Source organism: Paenibacillus sp. FSL R5-192, assembly GCF_000517845.1.
GTDB classification, from domain to species: domain Bacteria; phylum Bacillota; class Bacilli; order Paenibacillales; family Paenibacillaceae; genus Paenibacillus; species Paenibacillus amylolyticus.
This window is the reverse complement of the sequence record NZ_ASPR01000014.1, coordinates 1,323,881-1,347,426: the sequence shown is the minus strand read 5'-3', so window position 1 is coordinate 1,347,426 and position 23,546 is coordinate 1,323,881. Positions and strand designations below refer to the sequence as shown.

Annotated in this window: 20 protein-coding genes and 1 riboswitch; of the genes, 2 read left to right on the top strand and 18 right to left on the bottom strand. The window is 43.2% G+C overall.

Translation table 11 applies throughout. From position 1 onward, the window contains the following. Positions 1–95: 95 nt before the first annotated feature. Positions 96–196, bottom strand: a riboswitch (guanidine-I (ykkC/yxkD leader). A 70-nt stretch (positions 197–266) separates the two neighbouring features. Continuing rightward, positions 267–896, bottom strand: coding sequence for a pentapeptide repeat-containing protein (locus tag C161_RS14230; protein WP_036670813.1), 630 nt, complete (start codon positions 894–896; stop codon positions 267–269). Positions 897–907: 11 nt separating this feature from the next. Then, a complete protein-coding gene (locus tag C161_RS14225; RefSeq protein WP_036670812.1) occupies positions 908–1,672 on the bottom strand; it encodes a methyltransferase domain-containing protein in 765 nt (254 codons plus the stop codon). A gap of 453 nt (positions 1,673–2,125) precedes the next feature. Here C161_RS14225 and C161_RS14220 point away from each other — a divergent pair, with 453 nt between their 5' ends. Further along, positions 2,126–2,845, top strand: a complete 720-nt coding sequence (locus C161_RS14220; protein ID WP_405159272.1) for an AraC family transcriptional regulator — start codon at positions 2,126–2,128, stop codon at positions 2,843–2,845. Between the two features lie 177 nt (positions 2,846–3,022). On the opposite strand, the gene C161_RS14215 is transcribed toward C161_RS14220, so the two are convergent. The 16 genes from C161_RS14215 to C161_RS14140 all read right to left on the bottom strand — a co-directional run bounded on the left by C161_RS14215 (position 3,023) and on the right by C161_RS14140 (position 21,822). Beyond that, positions 3,023–4,102 carry a threonine aldolase family protein gene (locus C161_RS14215; RefSeq protein ID WP_036670810.1) on the bottom strand — a complete coding sequence of 360 codons (1,080 nt, stop codon included), beginning with the start codon at positions 4,100–4,102 and terminating at the stop codon, positions 3,023–3,025. After that, positions 4,099–4,521, bottom strand: a complete 423-nt coding sequence (locus tag C161_RS14210) for a MarR family winged helix-turn-helix transcriptional regulator (RefSeq protein ID WP_036670809.1) — start codon at positions 4,519–4,521, stop codon at positions 4,099–4,101. The genes C161_RS14215 and C161_RS14210 overlap by 4 nt, the downstream gene beginning before the upstream one ends. A gap of 238 nt (positions 4,522–4,759) precedes the next feature. After that, positions 4,760–6,478 (bottom strand): ABC transporter ATP-binding protein, encoded by a 1,719-nt coding sequence (locus tag C161_RS14205; protein ID WP_036670808.1) that lies wholly within the window; start codon positions 6,476–6,478, stop codon positions 4,760–4,762. A 2-nt stretch (positions 6,479–6,480) separates the two neighbouring features. After that, positions 6,481–6,855, bottom strand: a complete 375-nt coding sequence (locus tag C161_RS14200) for a hypothetical protein (RefSeq protein WP_051449727.1) — start codon at positions 6,853–6,855, stop codon at positions 6,481–6,483. A 176-nt stretch (positions 6,856–7,031) separates the two neighbouring features. After that, entirely contained in the window at positions 7,032–7,973 is a 942-nt protein-coding gene (locus C161_RS14195) for an alpha/beta hydrolase (protein ID WP_051449726.1), read from the bottom strand. A gap of 57 nt (positions 7,974–8,030) precedes the next feature. Next, the gene (locus tag C161_RS14190) at positions 8,031–10,157 is read right to left on the bottom strand and encodes a serine hydrolase domain-containing protein (RefSeq protein ID WP_036671086.1); all 2,127 of its coding nucleotides are present in this window, start codon (positions 10,155–10,157) and stop codon (positions 8,031–8,033) included. A gap of 194 nt (positions 10,158–10,351) precedes the next feature. After that, entirely contained in the window at positions 10,352–11,713 is a 1,362-nt protein-coding gene (locus C161_RS14185; RefSeq protein ID WP_036670806.1) for a sensor histidine kinase, read from the bottom strand. Then, complete coding sequence (locus C161_RS14180) at positions 11,710–12,384, bottom strand: response regulator transcription factor (protein WP_036608200.1); 675 nt, start codon at positions 12,382–12,384, stop codon at positions 11,710–11,712. The genes C161_RS14185 and C161_RS14180 overlap by 4 nt, the downstream gene beginning before the upstream one ends. 162 nt (positions 12,385–12,546) lie before the next feature. Beyond that, positions 12,547–14,634, bottom strand: a complete 2,088-nt coding sequence (locus C161_RS14175) for a serine hydrolase domain-containing protein (protein WP_036608202.1) — start codon at positions 14,632–14,634, stop codon at positions 12,547–12,549. A gap of 32 nt (positions 14,635–14,666) precedes the next feature. Beyond that, positions 14,667–16,124, bottom strand: coding sequence for an alpha/beta hydrolase family protein (locus C161_RS14170; protein WP_036608204.1), 1,458 nt, complete (start codon positions 16,122–16,124; stop codon positions 14,667–14,669). A 39-nt stretch (positions 16,125–16,163) separates the two neighbouring features. Beyond that, complete coding sequence (locus C161_RS14165) at positions 16,164–17,084, bottom strand: alpha/beta fold hydrolase (protein WP_051447070.1); 921 nt, start codon at positions 17,082–17,084, stop codon at positions 16,164–16,166. 232 nt (positions 17,085–17,316) lie between these two features. Then, complete coding sequence (locus tag C161_RS14160) at positions 17,317–18,306, bottom strand: alpha/beta hydrolase (protein WP_051447071.1); 990 nt, start codon at positions 18,304–18,306, stop codon at positions 17,317–17,319. A gap of 216 nt (positions 18,307–18,522) precedes the next feature. Next, positions 18,523–19,893, bottom strand: a complete 1,371-nt coding sequence (locus tag C161_RS14155; protein ID WP_036670805.1) for a sensor histidine kinase — start codon at positions 19,891–19,893, stop codon at positions 18,523–18,525. Then, entirely contained in the window at positions 19,890–20,564 is a 675-nt protein-coding gene (locus tag C161_RS14150; protein ID WP_017688634.1) for a response regulator transcription factor, read from the bottom strand. Before C161_RS14150 ends, C161_RS14155 begins: the two co-directional genes overlap by 4 nt. A 73-nt stretch (positions 20,565–20,637) precedes the next feature. Next, positions 20,638–21,171: a GNAT family N-acetyltransferase gene (locus tag C161_RS14145; RefSeq protein ID WP_036608210.1), complete on the bottom strand. Its 534-nt coding sequence runs from the start codon at positions 21,169–21,171 to the stop codon at positions 20,638–20,640. A 45-nt stretch (positions 21,172–21,216) separates the two neighbouring features. Next, a complete protein-coding gene (locus C161_RS14140) occupies positions 21,217–21,822 on the bottom strand; it encodes a TetR/AcrR family transcriptional regulator (protein WP_017688636.1) in 606 nt (201 codons plus the stop codon). Between the two features lie 282 nt (positions 21,823–22,104). Between C161_RS14140 and C161_RS14135 the strand changes: the two genes are divergently transcribed. Continuing rightward, positions 22,105–23,544, top strand: coding sequence for a DHA2 family efflux MFS transporter permease subunit (locus C161_RS14135; RefSeq protein ID WP_051449754.1), 1,440 nt, complete (start codon positions 22,105–22,107; stop codon positions 23,542–23,544). Positions 23,545–23,546: the final 2 nt, after the last annotated feature.

Below are 23,546 nucleotides of genomic sequence, written 5' to 3'. Positions count from 1 at the left end.
AACACTCCTTCTCTACTACATTTTTTGTACAACCCGTAAGGTTCATTAGCGTAAAAACAAAAAAAGCCCGGGAAACAAACTGCATGTAGCAGTTCATCTCCCAGGCTTTTATCCCTCCGTGGCACAACCAACAGGTTGCGGGTTTTCTCTCGGACCAGACCGACACATACATCGCGGAACCCTAGAAAACCTGTTTTTATTCTAATGTGACTCCAATTATACACACTTCCACTATCTTGGCAACCCCGTAAATGTGATCATGCCCTTTATTTGATAATCAAACCCATTAATCCTACAAATGTGGCGGCTTGATGTGGTGAAATCACACAACCGTTGAGATCTTCCATCGTCAGCACCAAGGAGTCAAATTCGCAATCGCTAAGATCCAAATCCTTCATTTTGGTCCCCGTTAAGGATGCTTGGTCGATGTTACATTGACGGAACTCCATTTTTTGCAGTGCCAGATAGGCAAAGTCCGCACCAATCAAGGTACATTCCGAGAAGGAGACCTGTTTCAGATGGGCAAAACGGAAATTGCTGTAGTCGCCTAGACCATGAAGGAAACTGACATTTTGCAATCGGCTATTGGAAAAATCAGTTCCGACAAACTTGCAGTTATGCCATTCGATTCGATGCATGAAGGCACTAGAGAGATTGACATTGGAGAAGTCACAGTGTTCGAACCGGACATCGGTGAATTCAAATTGTTCCAAGGTAGACTCCGAGATTGTCACATGTCTAAATACAACATTTTCAAAGGAAACCTTACTCGCTTCCTGTTGATCCAATGTAATGTTCTCGATCAGTTTGTGTTTGTACTCCACTTTGGATTCCAGGAATGCAATCGTTTCCGGTTCGAGCAACTGCTCCTGAATCTTGGGTTTGTCCATTTTCATCCCGTATTCCCCTATTCCTTAATAGCTACAACTCGCAGTCGGCTTCTGTCCAGATACCACTGTCCATCCCGCATCAGTTGTGGCTGTACTTTTTTCTCAACAGCTTCCATAATAACATCCTGTTCCGCAGGTGTGATACCACTGAATAAATACTCCGCGAAGCTGGTCAACCACTTTCTGGCACCTGGCTTGAACGGGGTAAATTGATCCACATGCTGAGCCAGACTAACTCGAAATCCGTGTTGCTCCAGAAGATTAGCATATTCGCCAATGGTCGGGTGATACCACGGATTCCGTCCTTCCCATTTGTATCCACGGGCATCCAGTTCTTCCTGTACCGCTGTAATTAATATAGCCGTGTTACCATTTGCAGCAAACTCAGCCACGAATCGCCCGCCCCTCTTGAGCGCTAACTGTATTGATTGTACTACAGCTGGAGCATCCTTTATCCAATGCAGAACGGCATGAGAGAAGACCGCATCAAACGGTTCTTCTGTCCGATAATGACAAGCATTTGCTACTTGAATATTCATATCAGGGTATTTCTGTTTAGCTTGCCTAATCGTCTCTTCTGAAAAATCTATACCTGTTGGCAGCGCTCCTGCGGCTGCAATTTTGGCTGTCAGTTCGCCATTACCGCAACCTACATCAAGAATACGTTCACCTTGGGATGGCTGGAGCAATGATAAGATAGGTGTGCCCTGTAACGTAGCAAAAGGAGCGGAATGACCACTCGATGATTCGTTCACTTGACCGGATGAATGTCCGTTATTCATAGATTATAATCTCCTTCTCAATTAAGGATCTAATGTATCTATAATAACTTTAATATGAAGGAACTGTCAATTCACTTATCAGATCACTGTAAAAAAAGCCGCCGAATGGCGACTTTAACATTAAGAATTCGGATCGACTGAGATTTTGTTAGCCCACATATTCCATATTTCAAACTCTCCTTGAATTTGTTCTGTAAACTGATGTTGTCTCGACCTCTTCGGTAACTAGCTCTAACCAGCATGTGAAGTATATCTCTCGATGTACGGAATTTTCTTCATACTTAATTTGCGATTCGAGCCTGTCAATTAATATTTGCCTCACATGGTTTGATAACCACTTCATCACCTTGTTCACCCAACTTTTCAAATAAACTTTAATCGCTTGGCTCTGTTAACATACTCTTAGTATGCCGAGTCATGGGCTGCAAGCGGTATATCAATCGTCTTAATTGATTGCCTGATCCTCTCAGGCCCTCTTCCAATTACCTGATTGCTTCCATGAATCTTCCGGTCATCGGGCAGATTATCAAGGCATCCGCCGATGCACCCTACTTAAGTCTCAAGCTCGAATTCACACCGAACCAAATTCTCGAAGTACTTAACGAATGCAATATCAAGGTAACATTCAACGAAAACGCCAGACGAGCCATGTTTGTAGGTCAGATGGAATCGTCCATTCAGGATGCTGTACTCCGACTTGTTCGATTGCTGGATACGCCAGGAGAGATTCCGTTTCTGGCTCCGTTGTACGTTAAAGAAATCCTGTTCCGTCTCCTTCAAGGGCCTTACGGAGGAGAACTGGCGCAGATTGCGGTTGAAGGTAGTAGCACTTATCGGATCAGAGAAGCGATTGAGTACATCGTTCATCATTGGGAACAGCCATTTCGCATTGAAGATCTGGCTGAGACCGCCAGCATGAGCGTCTCTTCATTCCATCGTCACTTCAAAGAGATCACAGCTATGAGCCCATTACAATTCCAGAAACAATTAAGATTACAGGAAGCCCGGCGACTTCTGATGGCCGAATCTGCTGACGCGGCAGATGTAGCGTTCCGGGTTGGTTACGAGAGTGCTTCTCAATTTAGCCGCGAATATGCACGCATGTTCGGTGCGCCGCCAAGAGCCGATATCCGACGGCTGAAAGAGAAATATGACATGGCCTTGAGTGAGTAACCGAGTATTCACTCTCTATCTCACAACTATCACACAAAAGGCAAACCAAAAAAGGACAACCACAATGAGTTGTCCTTTTTTCAGTATCAAAATTCTGCGTAATATCTTTTGGAATTTTCAAAATACTCGTATTCATGAAAGGAAATCGGAGCTGTTCTCCTTAATTAATGAACAAGATTAGACCAATGCTTCGACCCGTTCTGGCACGTGGATCTCTTCGTGCAATAATTGAGTGATGTCACGAGTCAGTGCATCCACATTTTCCTGCTGCGTTGCCCAGCTGGTACAGAAGCGCACCGCACTATGTGTATCGTCAACCTTTTCCCAGAAGGTGAACGTATAACCGTTGCGTAATTTCTCAAGCAAACGATCAGGCAGAATCGGAAACTGCTGGTTGGTTGGTGAATCGTACAGGAAGCGTACCCCCTGCTGTTCGAGTGAGTCATGAATTCTCAAGGCCATATCTACGGCATGGCGAGAAATATCGAGGTACAGACCATCTTCGAACAACGTTTCGAATTGGATACCTAGCAATCTGCCTTTGGCAAGCAGGCCACCTTTTTGTTTGATCATATAACGAAAATCAGGTTTCAGTGCATCATTCAGGATAACAACCGCCTCTCCCATCAATGCGCCAATCTTGGTTCCCCCGATGTAAAATACATCACACAAACGTGCAAGGTCAGCAAGTGTCATATCGCAATCTCGGGAGGCAAGTGCATATCCAAGGCGTGCTCCATCCACGAAAAATGGAAGACCACATGCTCTGCTCACTGTATGCAATGCTTGCAGTTCTGCCTTGCTGTACATCGTTCCATTCTCCGTTGGTTGGGATATGTAGACCATTCCTGGTTGAACACAGTGTTCCGGCGACGACTCATTCATGTGCGCATCGTAGACTGCTCTAACCTGCTCAGGCGTGATCTTTCCGTCCTCGCTTGGAACTGTGAGTACCTTATGTCCCGTAGCTTCAATAGCTCCGGTTTCATGAACCGCAATGTGTCCCGAGGACGCAGCAATCACACCTTGATATGGACGCAAAATAGAGGCAATCACCGTTGTATTTGTCTGTGTACCACCAACCAGGAAATGAACATCAGCTTGCTCATTGTCACAAGCCTGACGAATAAGCATTCTCGCCCGTTCGCAGTGTCCATCCGTGCCATACCCGCTCGTCTGTTCCATATTGGTTTCCATCAGTCTTTGTAAAATGCGTTCATGCGCACCTTCGTTATAATCACATTCAAATCGTATCATCGTGTTGTCTCTCCTGCCTTCTTGTTCAACTTCTCTTGTATGTTCATCATGGAGGTGTATACCTCTTGAATCTCTTCTTCATTCAATTCTTGCATCAGCTTCAGGATCTGTTGATCGGATCGGTCATTCAATTGGGCATACAGTTCCTCACCCTTGGCTGTCAGACGAATCAGACTGACCCGGCTGTCGGCCGCAGAATCCACTTTCACCAGCAGTCCTTCCTTGGACAGCTTGTTCACAATTCGGCTCATGTAACTGCGATCAATGGTCAGTGTATCTACCAGATTATTCGCAATGCTCTCTCCCCGAATTCCAATCTCAATAATGACTCGTACTTCTGCAAACGAATACCCTGTTCCGAGAATATGCTTATCGAGTACACCGAGTATGTTGGTATAAAAACGGTTAAAACGTCGCATGTCAGCGAGTATATCTGGATTTATGTACTGAGAGTCGATGTCAAACCCTCCTTTTTAGTGGACATTGTCAACATTATAATAATCACGTTAGTGGACGTTGTCAACATTATATTTTACATAGCATTTTATAACTTCATTTTTAATATTCAATCAAAAAAAAAAGCCGCGCATATGCGCGGCAAGGTTGTTCTGTCATCGGAGTGACGAGTGTAATTATTTTTTGTTCAATTTACATGGATTAAGAGTGACTATATTGCACCTGATGAAGACGGCTGTATATCCCTCCAGCGGCGACCAACTCCTCGTGGTTACCCTGCTCCGCGATACCATCTGTGTTTACTACGATAATTCGATCTGCATTCTTGATAGTTGTCAGTCTGTGTGCAATCACAAGTGTAGTTCTACCCACCGACAACTCTGCGAGTGATTGCTGGATCAGTGCTTCCGTTTCCGTATCCAGCGCTGAGGTTGCCTCATCCAGAATAAGAATGGGTGGATTTTTCAAGAACATACGAGCAATAGATAACCGTTGCTTCTGTCCTCCGGATAGCTTGACTCCACGCTCGCCAATGACCGTATCCATGCCATCAGGCAACGTGAGAATCAGTTCCTCCAATGAGGCACGACGGGCGGCATCCCAGATTTGTTCATCCGTTGCACTCAGATCACCATAAGCAATATTCTCCTTAATGGTACCCGAGAACAAAAATACATCCTGTTGAACGATTCCGATATGCTTGCGCAAGGATTGAAGCTTAACGTTACGAATGTCGACGCCATCCACAGTGATACGTCCCTCTTCTACCTCATAGAATCGGGGCAACAGGCTACAGATTGTCGTTTTGCCTGCACCCGAAGGTCCAACAAAAGCAACGGTTTCCCCTGGTCGAACAGACAGACTGATATCACTTAGAATACGCCGACTGGATTCATAACCAAACGAGACGTTCTCAAAGCGAATATCACCCTTCACACTTTCGAATTCAACGGCGTTTTTGCTATCCGCAATCTCAGGTTCTGTATCAATGATCTCCAGATAACGCTTGAAACCAGCAATGCCCTTTGGATAACTTTCAATGACGGCATTGATTTTCTCGATCGGGCGGAAGAAGATATTGGACAGAAGCAGGAAGGCCATAAAGTCACCCATATTGATTCTGCCATCGATATAAAACCAAGCCCCACTGATCATGACAAACACCGTAACCAGTCGCATCATCATATAACTGACCGAGATACTTTTTGCCATCGTTTTGTAGGCAAGCAGTTTGGTTTTACGGAAATTCTGATTGTCCACTGCAAAAAGTTCTTTCTCATGTTCTTCGTTGGCGAACGATTGCACAACACGCATACCGCCGACGTTGTCTTCAATACGCGCATTGAAATTGCCGACATCTCCGAAAAGTCGCCGATACGTCTTTGTCATCCGACCACCAAATACGATAATCACCCAAGCCATAATTGGGATAATGATAAAGGTAAGCAGCGCAAGCTCCAGATTAATGTTAGCCATCAGCCAGAACGATCCGATTAATGTCATCACTGCGATGAATACATCTTCAGGTCCATGGTGAGCAACCTCGCCGATATCATTCAGATCATTCGTAAGATGACCAATTAAGTGGCCTGTTTTACGATTATCAAAGAACCGGAAGGACAGCTTCTGCAAGTGAGCGAACATCTTCTCACGCATGTTGGTCTCAATGTTAATGCCCAGCATATGTCCCCAATATGTAACTACATAGTTCAATACGGTATTAAGTGCATAGATGGATAACAGCACGACGCAGGCAAGCATAATGAGAGGCCAATCCTGACCTGGCAACAATTCATTAATGAATTTGCTGACGGCAAGGGGGAAAGCCAACTCCAGAAGACCTGCGAGTACAGCGCATCCAAAATCAATCAAAAACAGTTTTTTATAGGGACGATAATACGAAAAAAAACGACGAATCATACTTATTCACTCTCACTCTCCAGATCCTTATTGGGGTTTACATCTTCATTTTGCAGCTCGAAAAGATGGATATACTCGTCGATGACCTGATCAATGGCTTTCAACTCCCCACTGATTATCGGGCGAATATGTTCATACTCCTCCTGACCAAGTTGTCTGGCGAGCGTTGTTCTTCGATTCTGCATTTGTTCCAGAAATACAAGAATTCGGCCGCGACGGAATGTCTGCGCACCACGGCCCCGTTTTCCCTCATGTTCACCATGACCTCTTCCACGTCTGGAACGTTCACCACGTTGCTCATTGTCACTCATATCACGTCTTGGACGCTCAACTTGACGTACACTTCCATCCATCTCTTCGATAGGACGATCTCTCATATTTGCCACCCCCATAACGTGTATACATATGTATACAGCATATTCATGTATACGATTGTATACGCGATAAAAAGAAGTGTCAACCTAAATTTTCCAATAAAGTAACTACGCTTGTATATTCACCATCTTCTTAACAGAAAAAAGCCGCGATTTCGCGACTTTTTTTGTTGGCGACACTATTTTATCTCACTCATAAACTTTCTATATTCTTGAACCATTTCTTTGGATCGGGTGTGATGCAAATAATGTTCTCCCTCAAATGTCATCACTTTTCCATGCACAGAATCTTTGACTTGCTCTTCATGCAAGGGTATCCAGCCTTCTGTTTCCGTATCATTCGCTTGTAAGAAGAAAATCACAGGAAGATCTTTGGGGAAGGACAGGTTCTCAGCTGCTTTGAAATTAGGACCAAAGTTTTCACCTTCATTCAGGTTGTTCGGATTAAACGTATTTTTGAGTGAAAGTATTCTAATTTGTTCTCTGGTCTCATCATCAACATCGGGTGCAATCAGTTGATCAGGGGCCAGTTTCATTAACAATCGGTAGAATCCTGATTTTTTAAGCAGTTTGTACGTTTCGGTTGGAAATGGATCATCATTACCTCCCTGCGTTGGGACACTGCTCTCAATTCCGACAAATGAACTTACTTCGTTTGGATATTTATTCACATAATCCAGGCCGTATATCCCTGAAATCGAGTGAGCCATAAGCGTGTAATTATGAATACCAAGTTGCTGTAACGCTTCATGAATTTCACTAACCATATTTTCAGTGGTACGCTCTTTTTCAGTAATGTCACTTAATCCATAACCGAAAGGCTCAATGACAACAACTTTGTAAAATGGAGATAACTCATCGATAAGCGGTTTGAAATCAAGGGCTGGGGCAGGTGTTCCGTATCCAGGAAGCAATACCACCGTTTCTTTGCCTGTTCCTTGTATCAACACATTCATGTTTTTCCCGTCAACTGCTACAAACTGACCATAGGGATTTATTTTCCCTTCTTCCGATTTGTTGCTAAATACATTAACAATAAAAACAGTGGCAATAAATAATGCAAAAGCGATAACGATGGCTCCGAATATTTTGAGCAAAATGATTAATATTTTTTTCATCATGATGGTTCTCTCCTGTTGAGTTCGTTTGGTGTTCAGCCGTTTGGAAATCCATTCATTTTATTTTTTTAATGAAATTTCGAATTTGGAACCAACCTCACCTGCAAATACAATACGGCCGTTTTCTGGTAAAACAACATTATTCTTACGGCTGACCACGCTGTGATTAATACAAATTCCGGTCTGGTCATAGACAGCAAAGGCTCCATTTTCAGGCAACTTCACTGTCATGACTTTTCCTTTCGCAGTAGCTGGTACCGAAAACCATTTGGCATATCCATCTGCTTGAATGGTTGTTGCGGATCGTTTACCCGAATAGATTGGTTTCACCATTTCCTCACTAGCGTATACATAACCTGAAAATGTAAGATACTCTCCTCCGTTCTTTTTGGAGAAATGAATGTCCATCGTATCACGTCCGGCAGTACCCGGAATCTGCAATTGATTGGCTGCTTCGTTGGCTCCAATAATCTTATTATTGGACATATACCCCGGATTCTCTTTATTCAACTGAATAGGCAGGATCGATGTAGCATTAAGATAGAGCATTGATGTGTATTTCTCATTCACCAGATAATATTTTTTACCATCGCGCTTTGCCCATGCAGCGTTAATCTCCTTGGATAATTTATTGGCTTCAAGCTTCTCCCCATTATATTCTGAGAAAGCCAGCTGTCCGAGTCCTGGAACGGATATATAAGATCGTGACCACAAGTAGGTTTTCCCATTTTTCTCCACAACGAATTTCAACTTGTCTGTACCTTCGTTATTAACAAAAGTACCATCTGCTGTATAGGTGTATTCTTGAGCCGGATTACTCGGAGCTGTAAGTGAAGATACAGTCATTTTTCCAGCCGTATTTATTTTGATCTTCATAACCGAATTATTGCCGCCATATATACCTGCATACTTGGATATTCCTTTAGGCATATTTGCCTTCACAGGTACGCCAAATGATTTTTCTGGCTTCCGCTCTGTAATGATGTCCTTTTCCTCAAGTGCACTGAGTAATAATTCATTCGCAATGAAATTATTGGTTAAGCTTGACCCGCCTGAAGAGATAACGGCTGCAGCCATATTGTATTCCGGAAGTACCACTAATGAGGACTGATAAGATAACGTATCTCCACCTTTCATAACGGCCTTAATGCCGTACTCGTTGAATGGGAACAAGTTCACACTATCCCACCCCAACCCATAAGACATCAGCGTATCGCTATCCTCTGGCCACATACCTCTTCTATACTCTTCTTGCGCCATAGCTTCTACAGACTTACTGGAAAGAATACCATCAACTTCTCCCGTGAAGATTCTTGAAAATTTGACCAGATCTTCAGCGGTGGAATACAGACCTCCAGTACCGATGATATTATAATTCTCTTTGGGAAGTGGTCCCTCATAAAAAGGGGAATAGATTGCCGCCATGTCTGACGGATTAACCACATCCTGTGGTGATTTGGTATGTTTCATATCCAAAGGCTCCGTGAAATACTTGTGTATAAATGCGGTATAACCGATGCCGCTCACTCTTTCGACCAGAATCTCGGCTAACGTAAAGCCATCGTTGCTGTAGACTGAGTATTCGCCGGGATCTGCTTTCAGGTTTTGATTCGCCAATTGCTCCAGAAACGTATCATGTGTATACGTGTCATTATCTCCGTACAATGTGGCATTGCTGGTTGAGGTGCCCAGAAGACCGGAGGAATGATTCAGCAACATACGGGGTGTGATCTGTTTGTATCGGGTATCTTTCATTTTAAAGTCAGGCATATAGTTCACAACAGGCGCATCCAAATCAATCTTGCCTTCGTCAACCTGCTTCATTACAGCGGCTGTAAGCATCATTTTACTGGTTGAACCAATGCCATAGACGGTGTTCGAAGTAAGAGGTACCTTGTCGTTTATATCGTTCTTGCCCGTTTGACCGGACACCACAATCTCTCCACCATCGATGAGCGCATATTGCAGACTCGTCGTACCATATGTCTCGGTCAGCAATTTGGCTTTTTCGATCACGGCTTTCTTTGTTGTCTCATACGTAAGGTTGCTGTTGTTCATGGGAGCCGGTGCGGCCATTGCAGACATTGGGGCAAGTATCGTCAGCATGAGAGTCACAGCAGCTATAGTATTTCTCTTTTTTGCTGCCCTCACACTTATCTTCAGTTTTGTTACCTCTCTTGGTTTCATTCTTGCATCTACTCCTGTCTTCATCATTGTGTTAAGCCACCTTAACGTGGGCGCTAAAGACAATATAACAAACCAAGATGTCCCCCTAATGACTGCAGCATGAACGGAGGATGAACAGGCAAAAAAAGTTTGCATCATCATACGCAAGGAGGTTTATACAGGGCGTCATAGCTTTGAGAAGGCATGAAATCCAATCACTCTGTGGGTGTTGTGATTGGCAAGATGACTATGAAGGTCGTTCCTCGTCCATATTCGCTCTCCACCCGGATGTCCCCTTGATGAAGCGAGACGATCTGCTTTACAATAGTTAGTCCCATACCGCTTCCTTCATATTTCTGACTGTGGGAACGATCAGCTTTAAAGAAGCGGTCAAATATACGCTTTTGGTCTTCCGGGAGAATACCAATACCCGAATCCGATATGCGGATCGTCACGTTCTTGATATTCTGTTTGATCGTGACGTTAATTCGGGCACCATCTTCGGAAAATTTGATGGCATTGCCGAAGATATTGATCCACACCTGATTTAACTGGTCATGATCGGCCGTGATTTTGGTGGGCTGCAAATCAAGATCAAACTGAATGTTACGGGCCGACCATTGGGGTTGAATAGCGACGATTACTTGTCTGATCTGTTCATCCAGACTGAGCGTGGCGAGCCGCATTTGCAATGATTGAGATTCAAGCAAACTCAGCTTTAGCAGACTATCACTTATTTTGGACATTCGTGCAGTTTCAGTGATGATAATATCGAGATAATCGCTTCTTTCGTCATCCGGGAGGTCTACCTGCTTGAGCGCTATAGCAAAACCGGAAATGGAAGTGAGCGGAGACTGAACTTCATGGGACACGTTTGCTACGAATTCCCTGCGCATCTGCTCAAGCTGCTTTAGATCGTGCATCATTTCTTCGAAACTACGAGCCAGAGTACCTATCTCACCCTTTTGTTTAATATTAAGCTTGACATTGAAATCTCCGGCAGCTATAAGCCGGGTCGCTTCTGTCAGCTTTTTGATCGGTCTCACCAGAAACATAGCCGCAATTAGTATCAATAGGCTTCCTGCTATTAACGAACAAATCATAAAAGTTAAAACAAACTTGAGGAGAAATGAGGTGGAAGAGGAAGTGAGGGGCTCTACAAACATTGCTTTGCTTCCCATTTCAGTTTTTATCGGCAATCCCAAGAAGATCGTATCGATTCCATTGACTTGGACCCTTTCCCCATCCAGCACTTTCTTCACTTGTTCTGTCGTCACTAGGAAAGGATGTTGTCCTTTAAGTTCTCCATAGGATTGGAATTGATCCGTTGCTTTATAGATTCGAATGTGATAGGAATTGAGTTGTTTCATTTCACTTATAAACATTTCTGCTTCATGTAACGGCAATGTCTCGTAGATGCGGACGATATCCTGGCCAAAGTCAAGCAAGGAGCCTTGTAAGTTTTCGTTTAATTTATCTTGAAATATCCAGGTTGTAGCAAGAAAAGAAAGGATTATGCCCCCGATCACGGAGACCAGAAAGGTCAGGACTACGCGTGTATACAAGGAACCGATCACTCTTGCACCTCAAGCCGGTAGCCAAGCCCGCGCACCGTTTCGATGCGAAAATCGGAGATAGCTGCGAAACGTTCGCGTAGACGTTTAATATGCACGTCTATCGTTCGATCATCGCCAGTATAATTAATTCCCCAAACTTGATCGATTAATTGCTCCCGCGTATAGACTTGTCCCGGTAATCCAGCAAGTTTATACAATAATTCGAACTCTTTAAGCGGCAAGGTGAACGACTCTGTACCCCTCAGGACCTTATAAGTCTGCCGGTTCAGAATAACGTTTCCTAATTGGATGGTCTGCGTTAATCCTATACGGTATCGTTTCAACAGTGCCTTGACGCGAGCCATCAACTCAAGCGGATCGAATGGCTTCGTCATATAGTCATCTGTCCCAAGCTGAAATGCTTGTACTTTCTCCCAGGTCTCGTTTCTTGCCGTCAACATTAGTAACGGAAGATCCGGATTGGCTCTTCGAAGTTCCTCGCATAATGCCCAACCGTCCATGACTGGCATCATAATATCAAGAATAACCAAATCGACTGGCGTGGAGGTATAGATAGCCAGGGCTTCCTTTCCGTCTACGGCGTTGATGGTTGTAAATCCGTCGTTGCGCAAAAATAAACAGACGAGTTTGCGAATGTTCGCATCGTCGTCAGCAACTAATATCGTAGGCACCGTTTCCACTCTCCTAAAAAAGAATAATTCTTCAGTTGAGCAAGAGCGAAGAATTCTAACTGAAGTGACAAACTAATTATAGTTAAATTGAACAAAAGCAGCCGATTACTTTGATCGGCTGCTTTCTTAGTTTCTTTCATAAAACTAACTACGGTACAACATCTATTTTAATGAAATTTCAAATGTGGAATCCACGTCACCTGCAAATACAATGCGGCCGTTTTCTGGTAAAACAACCTCGTTCTCACCGCTGACTACGGTGTGATTAATACAAATACCCTTCTGATCATATACGGCAAAGGCGCCATTTGCAGGCATTTTAACCGTCATGACTTTTCCTTTCACCGTTGATGGTAACGAAAACCATCTGGCATATCCGTCTGCTTGAATCGTTGCTAGAGATTGTTTACCCGAATAGAGCGGTTGTACCATTTCCTCACTGGCGTATATGCTACCAACGGCTGTAATGTACTCTACTCCGTTCTTTTTAGCAAAATAAATCTCCTTTGTATCACGTCCAGCCAGGCCAGGGATTTGCAGCTCCGTGACTGCTTCGTTTGCTCCAACAATCTTAGTATTGGATACATACCCAGGGGTCTCTTTGTCCAAATGAATAGGGAGAATTGGTGCCGAATTGAGATAAACCGTTGATGTATATTTCTCATTCAGCAGGTAATATTTTTTACCTTCACGCTGCTCCCATGAGGCCGTAATATCCTGGGATAATTCATTGGCTTCCAGCTTCTCCATTTTATATTCGGAGAAAGCCAATTGTCCAAGTCCTGGTAAGGATATATAAGATCGATACCACAGATAAGTCCTTCCATTCTTCTCCTTAACAAATTTCAACTTTTCCGTGCCTTCATCGTTAACAAAAGTACCATCTGCTGTATAGGTGTATTTTTGAACCGGATCACTTGGAGCTGCGGGTGTGGATACAGTCATTTGTCCAGCAGTATTCATTACGATCTTCTTAACTGAATTATTGCCGCCATATATACCTGCATTCGTGGCTATTTCTTTAGGTATATCTGCCTTCACTGGAACACCAAACGATTTTTCCGGCTTCCGTTCTGTAATAATGCCCTTTTCCTCAAGTGCGCTGAGTAATAATTCACTCGCAATGAACTGATCTTTGGCACTTGTCCCACCTGATGAGGTAACGGCTGCAGCCAGATTATATTCCGGCAGTACGACTAATGATGAGTGATACGATATGGTATCTCCACCTTTTGTTACTGCCTTGATACCATATTCACTGAATGGGTACAGATTTACACTATCCCACCCTAATCCGTAAGATATAGACGTATCGCCACCCTCTGGCCACATGCCTTTTTTGTATTCTTCTTGCGCCATGGCTTCTACAGACTTATCGGTAAGAATGCCTTGGACCTCTCCCGTGAAGATTTGTGAAAACTTCGCAAGATCTTCAGCGGTGGAATAAATGCCTCCAGTAGCGATAACATTATAATTCTCTTGTGGAAGCTGACCCTCATACATAGGAGAATAGATTCCCGCCATTGCTGCCGTGTCAACCACATCCTGTGGTGTTTTGGTATGTTTCATGTCCAAAGGTTCCGTAAAATATTGGTGTATAAAAGCTGTAAAACTCATGCCGCTAACACGTTCAACCATAATCTCGGATAACGTAAACCCATCGTTACTATACACCGAGAACTCGCCGGGATCTGCCTTCAGGTTTTGACTTGCCAATTGGTCCAGAAACGTATCATGTGAGTACGTATCATTATCCCCGTACAATGTGGCATTACTGCCCGTGCCTCCCAGCAGACCGGAAGAATGATTCAACAGCATGCGTGGTGTGATTTGTTTGTAGCGATGATCTTTCATCTGAAAATCAGGTATATAGTTCACAACAGGCAGATCCAAATCCACCTTGCCTTCGTCAACTAACTTCATAACAGAAGCTGTGAGGAACATTTTACTCGTTGATCCTATGCCATAGATCGTATCCGGCGTAAGAGGCACCTTGTTGTTTTTATCGTTTTTGCCCGTCTGACCGGACACCACAATCTCGCCACCATCGATAAGGGCATATTGCAGGCTTGTGATTCCATGTTTCTCAGTGAGTAACTTGGCTTTCTCCATCACCGTTTTCTTGGTTGGTTCATACGTATGATCACTGCTACTTGTAGTAGGCGCAGCCATTGCAGACATTGGAGCTAACATGGTTAATGCCAGCGTTAACACGGCGATTGAAGTGCGTTTTCCCTTTTGTCGTCCCATTCACATCATCTCCTGAATTTTAAGTGTTTTGGTTATTTGATTTCTTCTGGGTCTACAAATTTCACCTCCGGATACAAGTCGTTTGGTCCCTGAATGAGATCTCCACCCGTTCCTTTCAGTTGCTTGTTAAAGAAATCGAGTACATATTGATTTACGATGTTTGATCCTCTTTTACCATTGATATCTCCTGTGATACCGGACAGTTTAACCAGCTCTGAATAGAACTGAAGGTCCGTGAAATTGAAGTGCTGGGTTCCTTCTACATAGATCACTTTTCCCCCATGATTCATAACATTTTTCATAATGTGCAGCTCATCTGAAAGAGATTTAGTTACTTCATCATCCGAATTTCTATCTATTTCAAAGTTGGCGAACCAGTCTTCAAAACTTCCCGATCGGATGAACATAAACGGCTTGTTTATATCATCTCTATTTTCCACTTCATATAGTGACCCATCCATATTAACCCCGGCCTTGATTCTCTGATCTAAATACGTTGCATTAAACGCGGTTGCACCCCCAAAAGAATGCCCCATCGCGCCGATGTGATCTAGATCGATTTTCCCTTTAAACTGACTTTCGATTGCACCTGAATTCAGCTTTTCGATTTGATCGATTACAAACTCCACATCTTTCGTCCATATACTCCCTGTTTTTGTACGTTCATCTAGTGTAGTCGTGCTTTTTTTATAATCCGTTACACGGCCATCTGGAAAAAGAGTAGCAAAGGTGCTATACGTATGATCGATGGTGACCACGATATACCCATGACTGGCCAGATTCTCGGCCTGTGATACATGTAGAACTCTACTGGTTCCCATACCATGAGATAGTAGTACCACGGGATAAGGACTTGTAGAAGGTAATATTTCTACATTTTCATAAGAGTTGGTTTGACTATACTTCAAGTAGTCGAGCAAAAATTCGGGCAGTTTTAAAGAATTAGAGAAGCTCTGAATATACTTTTTGAACATTTCTTTATCTTTTGGAAACAGCGTGTCACGCTTGTTATTATTGCTGTTTTCAGTTGGGTACCAAACTTGAACCATTAGTTCTCTCTTATCGTTTTGATCTTCAGTGAAGATTTCGTCTCTGTTCTGGTCTGTTAAATGAAATGTTTGAGTACCCACCTTCTCTGGACCATCAAGCTTCGGCAGATTAAAAACAGGTAAGTATACAGACAAGACGGTAGAACCAACAAGCAAAATAACGATTAAGGAAGATAAACTATATTTCAAGAACTTCCCTATTTTAAGATTCGCCATCTTATCGGAATGTCTGAATAAAACGATGATTATGAATAGAGCCGTCATGATATATACCAAAAGCAACTGCCATCTGTATCCCTCAACAAACAATTGCACTAATAATATAACGCTACTTCCTATACCCAAACCCAAACCTATTTTCTTTGCACTTCTTTTAATAAATAGTAGGTCTATGAGTAACGCGAAACAGGATAGAACTAACAGTATCTCAAATAATCTCAATTGAATTCCTCTCTCTCATCACGGACTTTTACAGAATTATTATTTCGCTTCGTTCATGAATGCTCTAACATCTTCAGCTATTTCTTTGAATAACGTATGGTGCAAGTAATGTTCGCCATCCATGGTGATTACTTTCCCATGTACTGAATCTTTGATCTGCCCTTCATGCAGCGGTATCCATCCTTCTACACCTTCATTATTCGCTTGTACAAAGAGAAGAAGTGGCAGGTCTTTAGGAAAGGTTAAACCTTGGGCTCCTTTAAAATTGGAAGCAATATGGTCCATCTCATTCAAAGTCGTGGAACTGTTCGAGTTTTTATTCGACAGCATGTTCATCTGCTCTACGGTATGTTCATCAAATGCGAGTCCAGCATAGGGGTCACTACTAAATTTGACCACCAATCTTTGGAGACCTGATTTTTTAAGAAATGCGAACGTTTTAGTAGGTAATTTGGCATCCATACCCGGTTGTGTTGAAACACTGCTATCAATTCCGACAAATGCCGTGACCTCATCCGGATATTTGTTCACATAATCAATGCCATAAATGCCTGCAATGGAGTGACCCATGAGCATGTACTGATGAATATCGAGTTGCTGCAGAGCTTCATGAACTTCACTTACGATATTCTCTGTGGTTCGTTCTTTTTCAGTAGCATCACTTAATCCATAACCGAATGGCTCAACCGCCACAACTTTGTAATATGGTGATAGTTCGTCAATGAGCAGCTTAAAATCAAGCGCTGGTGCTGCTGTTCCAAAACCAGGCAGAAGCACAATCGTTTCCTTGCCTTCGCCTTGAATGAGCACATTCATATTTTTCCCGTCTACAGATACATGCTGACCATAGGAATCTATTTTCTTGGCCTCTGAATTACTACTGATCACATTGGTGATATAAACAATACCTAGAAATAGAATAATGGCGATTACGATTGCTCCTACTATTTTCAGTATCATGTTTCTCACTTTTTTGGCCTTTGATCTATTCTTTGTTTTCTTTTCCGCAGGCTGCGTCGTCAGTGTTATCTTCTCCTGTCTTGAACTGATAGTTCGATTGTCTTTTTTACTACTAATGAAATCTTATCCAATGAAAATGTACTGCCCGTGACGTCAATATGAACTGAATATGAACAAGTAAAGAAATGTTATGACGTGACGAAACAGGCGCTTATTCTAATGGATAGTGGAGTTATTGAATTCCTCCCATAAACCCCCTGAATTTTTCAGCGATTTCTTTGGCATGGGAACGGTATAAATAATGATTTGCTTCCAGCAGCACCATTTCACCATGTATAGAGTTCTCTATTAACTTCTCGTGTTCGGGAACCCAATTGTCCACTGCCGGATGATTCTTTTGAACAAAGAAAAGAACCGGGAGATCGACTGGGAACGTTAACTGTTCAGCTGCTTTAAAATTGGAATACATGCTTACAATCTCGTTTAATTGAGTTGAATTAAACATGTTCTTTTGTATCAAAATGTTCAATTGTTCTTTGGTTTGTTCATCATACGGTAGCCCAGCATATGGATCATCACTCATTTTCAATTGCAAACGTGGGAAACCCAAGTTACGGTACCATGTAATCGGTACGATTTCTGATGCTTCAACCTTCTGTTCACTAATCGCTGGAACACTGGTGTCCAGCCCGACATATGTACTTACTTCATCTGCATATTTGTTCACATAATCCAGACTATAGATCCCCGAAATGGAATGACCCATTAAGATATACCGATCAATATGTAGACGCTGTAACGCTTCATGAATTTCACTGACGATATTTGCTGTGCTGCGTTCCTTTTTGGTCTGATCACTCAATCCGTAACCAAAGGGCTCAACAACGACAACTTTATAATATGGAGATAACTCGGAGATGAGAGGCTTAAAATCAAGCGCTGGTGCCGCTGTTCCAAAACCAGGCAGAAGCACAATCGTTTCCTCGCCTTCGCCTTGAATGAACACATTCATATTTTTTCCGTCTACGGATACATGTTGACCATACGACTCCATTCTTTTTTGCTCCGAATAACTGCTGATTTTATTGACGGTATATACGATAGCTACAAAAAGTAAGATTGCTATAATGATTGCGCAAAGTACTTTAAACAAAATGTTTAACACTTTCTTGGTTTTGCTCTTACTCTGGACTTCTCTGTCTGCTTGTTGATTCACATTCATCTGCTCCTATCCTCATCTGTATATTGGCCTGGCAGGCTCTTAAGAAATCCTAATCAAGAAAGATGTACTCCCCATGACCGGAATATGAACGGAGTATGAACAAGCAAAAAAAAATGTCCTATGTAACATACAAGGAAGCTTGCATGTTACATAGGACATGAACATTCGGTTTAGATAATCCGATGGATATTCTATTCACTGGCCTAACCTGTGAGCCTAACTATCCGTTGGTGGATGGATGGGCAACGTAATCATAAAGGTCGTGCCTTGACCAGGTTCGCTTTCCACTTGGATGTCACCCTGATGAAGGGAGACGATCTGTTTAACGATAGCAAGTCCCATACCACTCCCGTCATATTTGCGGCTGTGGGAACGATCTGCCTTGAAAAAACGGTCGAATATACGCTTCTGATCTTCCAGGGGAATTCCAATGCCCGTGTCGGATATTCGAACAGTCACATTTTTGAAGTCCTCTTCGATACTGACTTTAATCATACCGCCATCCTTGGAAAACTTGATGCTATTTCCGATGATGTTTGTCCATACCTGATTTAACTGATCGTGATCAGCCGTTACCTTCACGTTCTCCAAATCAAGCTCGAAATGAATGTTGCGCCCAGACCATTGCGGCTGAAGCGCCACGATGACCCGCCTGATCTGTTCATCAAGGCTTAAGGTGGTGAGCCGTAGTTGCTGTGACTGCGATTCAAGCAAACTCAGCTTCAGCAGGCTATCGCTCATTTTGGACATTCTTTTTGCTTCTGAGATGATAATATCCAGGTAACGGTTTCGTTCTTGTTCTGAGAGATTTACTTGCTTCAGTGCCGAAGCGTAACCGGATATCGAGGTGAGCGGAGACTGAACCTCATGCGAAACATTGGTAACGAATTCCCTGCGCATCTGCTCCAACTGCTGAAGATCATGCATCATTTCTTCAAAGCTGCGGGCCAATGTACCAATCTCCGTCGTTTGTTTAATGTTCAGCTTGACGTTGAAGTCTCCAGCTGCAATCCGTTTGGTCGCTTTGGTCAGTTTTTTGATCGGTCTAACCAGATATACAGAAGCAACCACAATCAACAAACTTCCTACAATCAAGGAACAGCTTGCAAAAATCAACCCAAACTGGACCACAAAAGAGGCTGAGGGCGGTGAGAGTGTTTCTAGAAACATCGCTCTTGTACCCGTTTCCGTCTTGATCGGTAGCCCCAAAAGAACGGTAGCGATACCTTTAGGTGTGTCCTGCACAACCCCTCCGTTTAACACCTTCTTGAGTTGATCCGTCGATACGGGGGATGATTTATGTTCGTTAAGCTTCCCATAAGACTGGAACTTGCCCGTTGCATCATAAATTCGAATATGATACGAATCAAGTTGCTTCATTCTACTAACGAATGATTCTGCTTCATCAGCAGGCAGCGTCTTATAAATCTGCACAACGTCCTGGCCAAAATTGCGTATGTTAATTTGAGCATTTTCATTCAATTGATCTTCGAACATCCAGGTTGACATAAAAAATGAAATAATCGTGCCTGTGATGACTGACACCAGAAAGGTCAGAACAACACGAATATATAAAGAGCTGATCATTCATAGACCTCAAGTCTGTACCCTAGCCCACGCACCGTTTCAATCCGAAAATCAGGTGTTGTCGCGAATCGTTCGCGCAGGCGTTTAATATGTACGTCTATTGTTCGATCATCTCCCGCGTAATCAATACCCCATATCTGATCGATTAATTGCTCACGTGTATAGACTTGTCCTGGTGTTCCAGCAAGCTTATACAGCAATTCGAACTCCTTAAGTGGTAACGTAAGCGACTCCGTGCCTCTCATCACCTTATACGTCTGACGGTCCAGAATGACGTTGCCAAACTGGATTGTATGTGTGGAGCCGATTTTGTATCGTTTCAGTAATGCTCGGACACGAGCGGTCAGCTCTAATGGATCAAATGGTTTGGTCAAATAATCATCCGTACCCAGTTCGAATCCTTTCACCTTCTCCCAAGTCTCTCCTCTCGCCGTCAGCATGAGTAACGGGAGGTCGGGATTGGCTCTTCGAAGTTCTTTGCACAGTGCCCAACCGTCCATGACAGGCATCATAATATCAAGGACAACCAGATCCACTGGGGTTTCGCCATATATAGTGAGAGCTTCCTTACCGTCCGCAGCTTCCACTGTTGTGAATCCATCGTTTTTGAGAAATAGACAGACGAGTTCACGAATGTTCGCATCGTCGTCTGCAACGAGTATAGTAGCCATATGTTTTTTCTGTCCTCTCCGTTACGTTTAAATATATAGTCCAACTTGTATAGTAAATATTAAAACATCTTGCTTATAGTATATCCACAGCAAACATCGTATGTTCTTTCAACGTTCCCTGGATTGGCACAGGCTGTGACCCATTCTCCTTGAAACCTGCTTTTTGAAGGACACGGATGGAACCTGTATTATCGGGCACAGCGCCAGCTTCGATTCGAGTAATTTCAGTTTCGTGTTTGGCAAATTCCAGTACACATTGTAGGGCTTCGCTCATATATCCTTTTCCTTGATACAGAGTATCGGTCACATAACCAACGATCCATTTTGGGGTAGAATCCAGTATGATCTCGAACAAAGAAATTTCACCGACGAGTTCATCCGTTGTATGTAGAAAAATACCAAAAGAATAGCGATTTCCTTCTTCTCTCTTCTTGTTCCAGCTCTCAATGAGTGACCTTTGCCCTTCCAAGCTGTAGAAAGACTCGTCCCGATCACTTGCTGATATGTTCTCTATTTCCCCACGGTTGCGAACCTGTAGATCCAGAAGCAATGCGGCATCATCCACATTCCAAAATCTCACATAGATACGTTCTGCACTATATTTCATTACATTATTCCTCCTCTATTAACGTTAGGTGCAATTGTAGCATGATTATATCAAGTCATTATAAGAGTACGAGCGAATCAACGAGAATTGTTTCGCCAGGAAATGAGGTGAATATGGCATATCATTACGCAACCAGGCAACGATGGTTCCAATCAGAGCCGAAGAACCGTACCATATTGCGATTTCTTTGTGAATGCCGGATTCTTCGAGTTCATCTTCCATCTCTACCCGATCAATTTTGGCTTTGACCAGCGTACTTAACAATTTGAGCAGTCGTTCGGTAAAAATCGGTGTGCGCTTTGTAGCAAGAACCACCTGATAGAACGAGGCGTTCTCTGCAAAATGCTCCAGTAACTTGACTAGAACAGGCCAAGCCTCTTCCGTTCTTTGCTTCTCAAAATGAGGGGCATATTCATCCACGATCCGTTCAATATTCTCAATCATCTCATCCGCCATCTTCTCCATCATATCCGTAATATCACGATAGTGCAGGTAGAAGGTTACCCGATTGATCGTCGCTCGTTCGGCAATTTTGTTCACTGACAACTTTTCAATATCCATTTCCTGCAGTAACTCAACAAATGCACTTCGAATTAACTGACGTGTTCGCAATATTCTTGGGTCCACGGCTGATTTCTTCTCGTCTTTCACGTGTATCCCTCCTATCAAATTTTAAACATTACAATTTTAAACAATCAGTCGTTTATTTTTGGTTTACACAACAAATTCATTTTATTTGTAAAATAAACGACGAAAACACGTCATAACGTAAATTGTAATCTGTCCGAATATGTATATAATTCAATAAATACAATGTAAACTATACAACACGTTGTAAATTTAGTCACGTGTGGATTGAAAGGATGAAAAGGATTGAGTCAGGCTAGAGTACCAGAAGAATTATCCGTAAAGAAAGGCCCCATCCTGTTTATCATGATTTTGGGAGCCTTCCTTGCAACGTTGAATCAAACGATCATGAGTGTTGCTACACCGGAACTGATGGGTGATTTTAACATCTCCGCCGCAACAGCACAATGGTTAACGACAGGTTACATGCTGGTGAACGGGGTGCTTATCCCGATCACGGCCTACTTCATGCAACGCTTTTCAACCAAGCAATTATTCCAAGCTTCCATGTTTATTTTCCTGATTGGTACCATCGTATCTGCTCTTGCAGATAACTTTGGCACATTGCTGACAGGACGTATGATTCAAGCAGCGGGTGCCGGCATTATCATGCCGCTCTTGATGCACGTTATTTTGACCTTGTTTGCTCCTGAAAAACGAGGATCTGCAATGGGTATGGTTGGTTTTGCCATCATTTTTGCCCCTGCAATCGGGCCTACCCTTGCCGGTTATATCCTCGAGAACTACTCTTGGCAAACGATGTTCTATGGCATGATTCCATTAACTCTTATTGTCATTGCTTTTGCGTTTGTATACCTGAAGAATGTATCCGAACGGGTCAACACAAAGTTCGACACAATCAGTGTGGTGCTCTCCACGATCGGATTTGGCGCATTGCTCTATGGTTTCAGCAGAGCAGGAAGTCTGGGATGGTCAAGTGCAGAAGTTCTTATCTGCATTGCGGCTGGAATCGTTTCGCTTGCCCTGTTTACATGGCGTCAGCTCGTGTCTGAAACTCCGCTGCTTGATCTGCGGGCATTCAAATACAACATGTTCTCCTTGACCACGGTCATTAGTATCGCGATTACAATGATCATGTATGCTGACATGATGTTGCTTCCCTTGTATCTCCAGAACGCACGTGGTTACACTGCACTGGAGTCCGGATTATTACTCCTTCCGGGTGCTCTTGTCATGGGCTTCCTGATGCCAGTAGCCGGAAAATTGTTTGACCGATTTGGAGCGAAATGGCTCGCTGTTATCGGGATGGTGATCACCATCGTGACAACAATTGGTTTCATCGACTTAACGGATTCAACCAGTTATGGTTACCTGGTATTAATGTCTACCGGCCGCCGAATTGGTATGGCTCTGCTCATGATGCCGATTCAGACTGCGGGACTTAACCAACTGCCACCAAGACTTGGTGCACACGGTACAGCTATCTCCAACACCGTCAGACAAGTGGCTGGTGCTGTAGGTACTTCATTACTCGTAAGTGTCATGACCTCCCGTACAACAGCGCACGTACAGGATATGATGGCGACTGGTGCAGCCAATGGTCTCAGTCAAAAACAGCTTGCTACAGAATCCATGATCCAGGGTATCAATGATGCTTATGTTGTTATCATCGGTATCGCTGTTGTGGGATTGGTCCTTTCCTTCTTTATCAAACGCACCAAACAAGCCAAAGGGGAAGAAATCAAACAGGTGGTAAGACAAAAAGTTTCTATGAATTCAAATTAAGG